This window comes from Anaerolineae bacterium (assembly GCA_011176535.1).
GTDB lineage: Bacteria > Chloroflexota > Anaerolineae > Anaerolineales > DRMV01 > DUEP01.
In genome coordinates, this window is the sequence record DUEP01000113.1 from 1 (window position 1) to 5,447 (window position 5,447).

Here is a 5,447-nt window from a genome sequence, read left to right on the forward strand (position 1 = left end):
GAGAGGGTGAGGTTGATGCGTTGGATGGCCTCGGCAATGTGGCGGGCCCGGCGCTCTTCTTCCAGCAGGTGGGCTGCATGGAGGGCGATGGCCAACTGGTTGACTACCTGGGAAGCGACTTCAATAAGATGGCTCACCCCTTCTTGGGGCGAGCGCCAGCCGATGACCAGCAGGCCCAGGAGATGCTCTTCCACCTGCAGAGGGATCACGGTGACGGCGCCGGTACCCCGCTCGACCAGGCGCTGGATACAGGGCAGGTCGGCGGGCATGAAAGGCGGGGGAAAGGGATGGGTGCGAGGCCGTATCGTCTCGAGGAGATGGGGGAAGTGGCTCTGCTGAAAACAGGCGTTGAGTTCGTTCTCCGGAGCCCCGTAGGCGGCCAGCACATGCCCGTTGTCTGGTTGCCTACCCAGGCGCACCACCACCAGGAACAGCGATTGCAAGAAAGGATGCAGGAGGGGTAGCGCAGCCGAGGCTACCTCTTGGGGAGTTTGCGCCCGCAGGATATGGCGGTTGATTTCGTGGAGCAGCCGCAATCGGGCTTCGGCCTGGTGGATGGCCCGCTGTTGCCGGGCGCGCTTCAATGTGTTGACCAGGGTGATGGGGATGAGCGGGAAATGTTGTGGTGCCTTCAACAGATAGTCGTCCAGGCCCTGACGAAAAGCGTCCAGAATGATTTGTTCCGTGGCGGTGTTGGTGAACATGATCACCGGGCAGAGGGGATCGCGGCTTTTGATGGTTTGCAGCACTTGAAGGCCATCTCCCCAATGCAGCCGATGGTCGGTGATGACCAGGTTGGGGAGGGGAGAAGTCAGGGCCCGCTGCCAGTCGTCCAGCGTGCCGATTTCCTGCACTTCTGCGTGGGTGAAGTAGCGTTCAATGGCCCGTCGGGCCAGGCGCCGATCGTCGGGCTTGTCGTCGATCAGCCAGATGCGGAGGGGACGGTTGTCCCTCATGTGTCCACCTTCAGTTCTTGGGTCTCCGGGTCGCGCCAAGCGATGCGGTTCTTGCCGGCGTGCTTGGCGGCGTACTGCGCATAGTCGGCTTCCTGGAGCAGGGCGGCGGGTGAGGTAATGCTTTCGTTCCAGGCTACCAACCCGATGCTCACCGTCAGGGAGACAGGGCCAACCTGGGTCTCGAAAGGCGTCTCGGAGATTTGTTTGCGCAGGCGGCGGGCGAGATGCAGGGCTTGCTCCAGCGGCGTTTCGGGGAGGAAAAGGCCGAACTCTTCGCCGCCGTAGCGCCCCAAGATGTCCACCTCGCGCAGGAGGGAGCGGGTGCGCTGGGCCCATTGGCGCAGCACTTCGTCGCCGATGTGGTGGCCGTAAGTGTCGTTGACCTGCTTGAAATCGTCCAGGTCGATCATCGCGGCGGTGAGGGGATGGTGGAAGCGGCGGGCGCGCTGGATCTCCCGCGCCCCCAGGGAGAACAGGTAGCGGCGGTTGTAGAGGCTGGTGAGGGAATCGATGATGGACAACTGACGGGTTTTGGCATAAAGGCGGGCGTTTTCCAGGGCCACGGCCACCTGGGCGGCCAGCGCCTCCAGCAGTTGGCGATGTTCCTCGTGGTACACCCCGCTGCGGCGTGCCTGGACGGAAAGCACGCCGATGACTTCATCCTGGCGCAGCAGCGGCACGGCCAGAATGGAGCGCATTAATTGCCCGACCTGCTGGCATGGAAGGCCCCGTGTCTGGTGCTCCTCTTCGAAGTCCTGGATGAGCAATGTGCGTCGTTGCCGCACCACTTCTTTTAGCAAGGAATCCTCATGAAGGGAAACCCGTTGATCGGGGTAGCGCACCCCGCCTTTCACGATGTAGGGGACTTCCAGGGTTTGGGTTTCGGGGTCGTACAGGGCGATGATGAAGGTATCATGTTCCAACCCTGCTTGTTGGAGGGTCTGGTGAACTTGGTGGTATACGGCCTCAGGGTCCAGGGCGGCAAGGGCGATCTCTCGGGTGCTCTTGAAGAGCACATCCAGCCTCTGGGCGTTCTCCTGCACCTGGGCGAACAGTTGCGCGTTGGCCAGCATCAAGGCACCCTGGGCGGCTAGCAGCGCGAGCATATCCCGTGCTTCGGGGGTGGGCGATGAAGCCCAGTAGACCTCCAACGCGCCCATCACCTGCCCCTGGGAGATGAGGGGGATGTAGTCGGGGCGTCCCGGAGGGGGCGGCTCCGCGGTCAGGGTCAACTGGTGGGGCGGCACGGCCGGCGGTTGGAGCGGCTGGGGGAAGTGCCCCTGCTTCTGGAAGAATTGCCAGGTGCCCTGTTGGGGGCGAACCAGCCAGAGCGCCACGCCTTGAGGATGGGCGAGGTGCATGGCGTGGGTGAGCAGCATCTGGGTGGTTTGCTCCGTATCCAGGTGTTGGCTGAGGGCCAGCAGGCCGGCCCGCAGCGCCTGGTGGAGCGCGAGGTACTGAGAGAGCCTTTGCGTCAGGCGGCGTTGCTGCCAGGTGAAGGCGGTGATCTCGGCTACTTCGTTTAGCCAGAGCAGGTCTTCCTGGGAGGGGAAAGGTATTTCCACCACCAGCAGGCCATGCAGATGGCCTTCGGCGCGCAGGGGCACCAACACATCTTCGGGCTGAAGGTCGGGGAGGGGGCTTTCTGCATGGGCCGGGGTGGGCTGGGTGAGTTGGGAGAGCCAGGAGGCCTCGCCTTCGAGGGAGAGCACGGGCGGATAGGAGGCGCTTTGAAAGGCCGGGGCGCGCTGGGCTACCAGGTGGAGGCCGTGGGGCGCGTTATGGCGATACACAGCCGCGCGGGCGAACCCCCGGTTGTCGATGAGGACGCGGAGCAGCGTTTGGGCGAGGCAGTGTTCGTCCCCACAGGCGGCCAGGCGAGCCCCCAGGGTGGCCAGGGCCTGGTGAAAGCGCTGGCGCTGGCGGAGCCTTTCCAGCGCGGTGGTCGTTTCCAGAGCGGCCTGCAGTTGGTGATACATGATATCCAGAATTTCGCCGTCCTCGGGCCGCAGGTAGGGTGCCCCCCAGAGGACGATGATGCCCCAGAGGTGGTTTTGAAGGTAAAGGGGAAGGAGGAAGATGATGTCTTCGCCCTGGGGGAGGCCCAGGATGGCAATCAGCCAGGCGATGAGTTCCTCGTCGGCCCAGGGGATCTTGGCCAGGGCGTTTTTCCAGACAAGACGTTGGAGCAGGGGGCGGCGCGCGCCCATGGCCGATTGAATCAGATAGGCCTGTTCCAGGGTGATGCGGATGGACATGGCATCCAACCTGAGTCGGGTTTCGACTTGCTGCATCACCCCGGCGGGGAAATTGTGGTAAATGAGCCGCAGGGCCTCGTTTTCCAGGCGCAGGATGGTGAAGCGCCAGCCCATTTTCTGACAGGCGTCGGCCAGCGCCTCCCAGAGGTCAGTAAGGGTTTGGGCCCTGGCCAGATGAGCGCTCAGTTCATGTAGAGCGTCCAGAGCCTTGACATGCCGCTGCAGGTGGGTTTCCAGACGGTGACGTAGGTCGGTTTGCTGTTGCTGCTCCAGGAGGGCGGTGAGGTAGCCCAGGGCGTTCTGGGTGGCCTCGAAGAGGAGTTCGTCAAAGGGGGGGCGGTCCCCGGTGCGGGCCAGGGTCAGCCAGCCTAAAGGCTCCCTGCCCAATTGGAGGGGGAAGACCATCCAGTGGGCCAGATGATGGGCGGGCTCGCGGTCTCGTTGGTCGGGGAGCACGGCGTGCTGGAGCCGCATGGGCACTTGGGGCCAACCTAAGGCATGGGGCATGCAAGGCAGGGCGTCGGGCGGGGGCGGGGATGGGGTATCCTCGCTCAGCACCAGCAAATCGGGCCGCGGCGGCGTGTTGGTGAACCCTTTGAGATGCAGGGCGGCGACCTGGGCCTCGGTGGCCCGCAGCAGGGCGGTCAGCGCCGCGCGCAGTCTGGCTTCAGGCGTCTCCTCGGCGGTCCGCAGCAGGGCTTGTTGCACAGCCTGAGCCGGGCGCAGGGCCTGGGTCAGCACCGCGGGTGCGATGACGCCTTGGATGGGGGCGTTGGGCGCGGGCTGCCACAGCCAGCCCTGGAAGTGGGCATGCCGCTGCGGGCCGTTCAGTCGCAAGAGGAGCGGACGGGTGGGGTCGTCCAGCCGGTGGAGACGTTGCGTCAGCGGCGGCGGATGGAAGGTCTGGACCCAATCGGTCAAGGGCTGGCCGCGCAGGTTCTGGAGGGATTGGCCCAACCAGGCGGCCAGTTGGGGGTTGAGCGCCCGAAAGCGCCCCTGGGCATCGGCGACGAACAGGCCAATGGGGGCGTCTTCGGCCAGGAGGGCCATGAAATGGGCCATGGCGCGCCGGCGGGCGCGTTCCAGCGCTGCCCGAAGCACCCCCGGCAGCCGTGCAGGCCAGTCCTCCTCCAGCGGAAGCCAGTCGTCGGGGGCCAGTTGCAGCGCCTGGGACCAGCGTACCCCCTCGCTCAGGAGGATGAGGAGGGCTCCTTCGGGGTTCTGGGATCGCCACTCCAATAGAGCCTGGCGGGTGGCCTGTTCGCTTATGGGGAGGGAAGCGATCACTGCATCCCAGGGAGCTTCGGCTAGGGCGTTGCGGAACGCTTTGGCCGAGACCGCGACATGCACTTCGGCCCGGGGAAAAGCTTCTTTCAGTTTGGCCTCCGGGGAGGTGCTGCGCGGTTGTTCGTGGGCGCTGAAGAAGAGGATGCGCCAGGCAAAAGGAGAACCGTTGGAGGGAGTCATGAGGTTGCCTCAAGGGGAGGTTCGGGGAGGGGAAGCCAAACCTAAGAGCGGCTTCCCTGCCAGGGAGCCGAGATCACGTCCACCTGGCCGTTTAGCCTTTCCGCCGCGCGGCGAACAAAAGCCAGTCCGATGCCGCTGCCGGGGTAGGTCTCAGGGCTGTGCAGGCGCTCAACCTCCGGAAAATACGTTTTGCGCCTCGGTAGGGATACCAATGCCGTTGTCTGCGACCCATATCCGCACCCCGTGGGGGGGCATCGTCCCTTCGACTCGCACCGTGACCTCGGGGCGTTGCCCCTGGGGGACGAATTTGATGGCGTTGTCCAACAGGTTGAGCAGGATCTGGTGGAGCAGGGTGGGGTTGCCGTAGGCCGAGGGCAGCGGTTCCACCAGGCGAATGTGGGCCTGTCTGGCCTGGATGGCGGGGTGGAGGTCGAGGAGCACTTCTTCCAGAACGTCGGCCAGGGCGACGGATTGCAGGGTGGGTAAGAGGCGATGCGGTTATGGCGAAGCAAGTCTTCGATGATTTGGTCCATGCGTTCCGATGCGTCGAGTAGAGCCTGGAGGAAGTCCGTCCCTTCGGTAGGAAGTTGGCTCCTGTAATCTTCCGGCACAGCCTGGGCGTAGCCCGCCAGGGCGCGCAAAGGGGTGCGCAGGTCATGGGAGACGGAATACACAAAGGCCTCCAGGTTCTGAGTGCATTGGGCCACCTCGCGGGCCAGGATTTTGCTGTGGGACTGCATCTGGTTGTAGAGCAGAGCCCAGTGCA

Annotated in this window: 3 protein-coding genes and 1 pseudogene; all 4 read right to left on the reverse strand. The window is 64.5% G+C overall.

All coding sequences use genetic code 11. The features are described 5' to 3' along the window. Nucleotides 1–956, reverse strand: a 956-nt coding sequence (locus G4O04_09930) for a response regulator (GenBank protein ID HEY58832.1), incomplete at its 3' end; no start/stop codon positions are given. Further along, nucleotides 953–4,681 (reverse strand): diguanylate cyclase, encoded by a 3,729-nt coding sequence (locus G4O04_09935; protein HEY58833.1) that lies wholly within the window; start codon nt 4,679–4,681, stop codon nt 953–955. The genes G4O04_09935 and G4O04_09930, both read right to left, overlap by 4 nt. A 168-nt stretch (nt 4,682–4,849) precedes the next feature. Next, nucleotides 4,850–5,122, reverse strand: coding sequence for a hypothetical protein (locus tag G4O04_09940; GenBank protein HEY58834.1), 273 nt, complete (start codon nt 5,120–5,122; stop codon nt 4,850–4,852). A 50-nt stretch (nt 5,123–5,172) separates the two neighbouring features. Next, nucleotides 5,173–5,421 (reverse strand): annotated as a pseudogene (locus G4O04_09945) (hypothetical protein). Between the last annotated feature and the right edge of the window lie 26 nt (nt 5,422–5,447).

Bases quoted from the DNA above. Each gene is read 5' to 3' on its own strand.
- G4O04_09935 (HEY58833.1), bottom strand. From the start codon at position 4,681: ATGACTCCCTCCAACGGTTCTCCTTTTGCCTGGCGCATCCTCTTCTTC.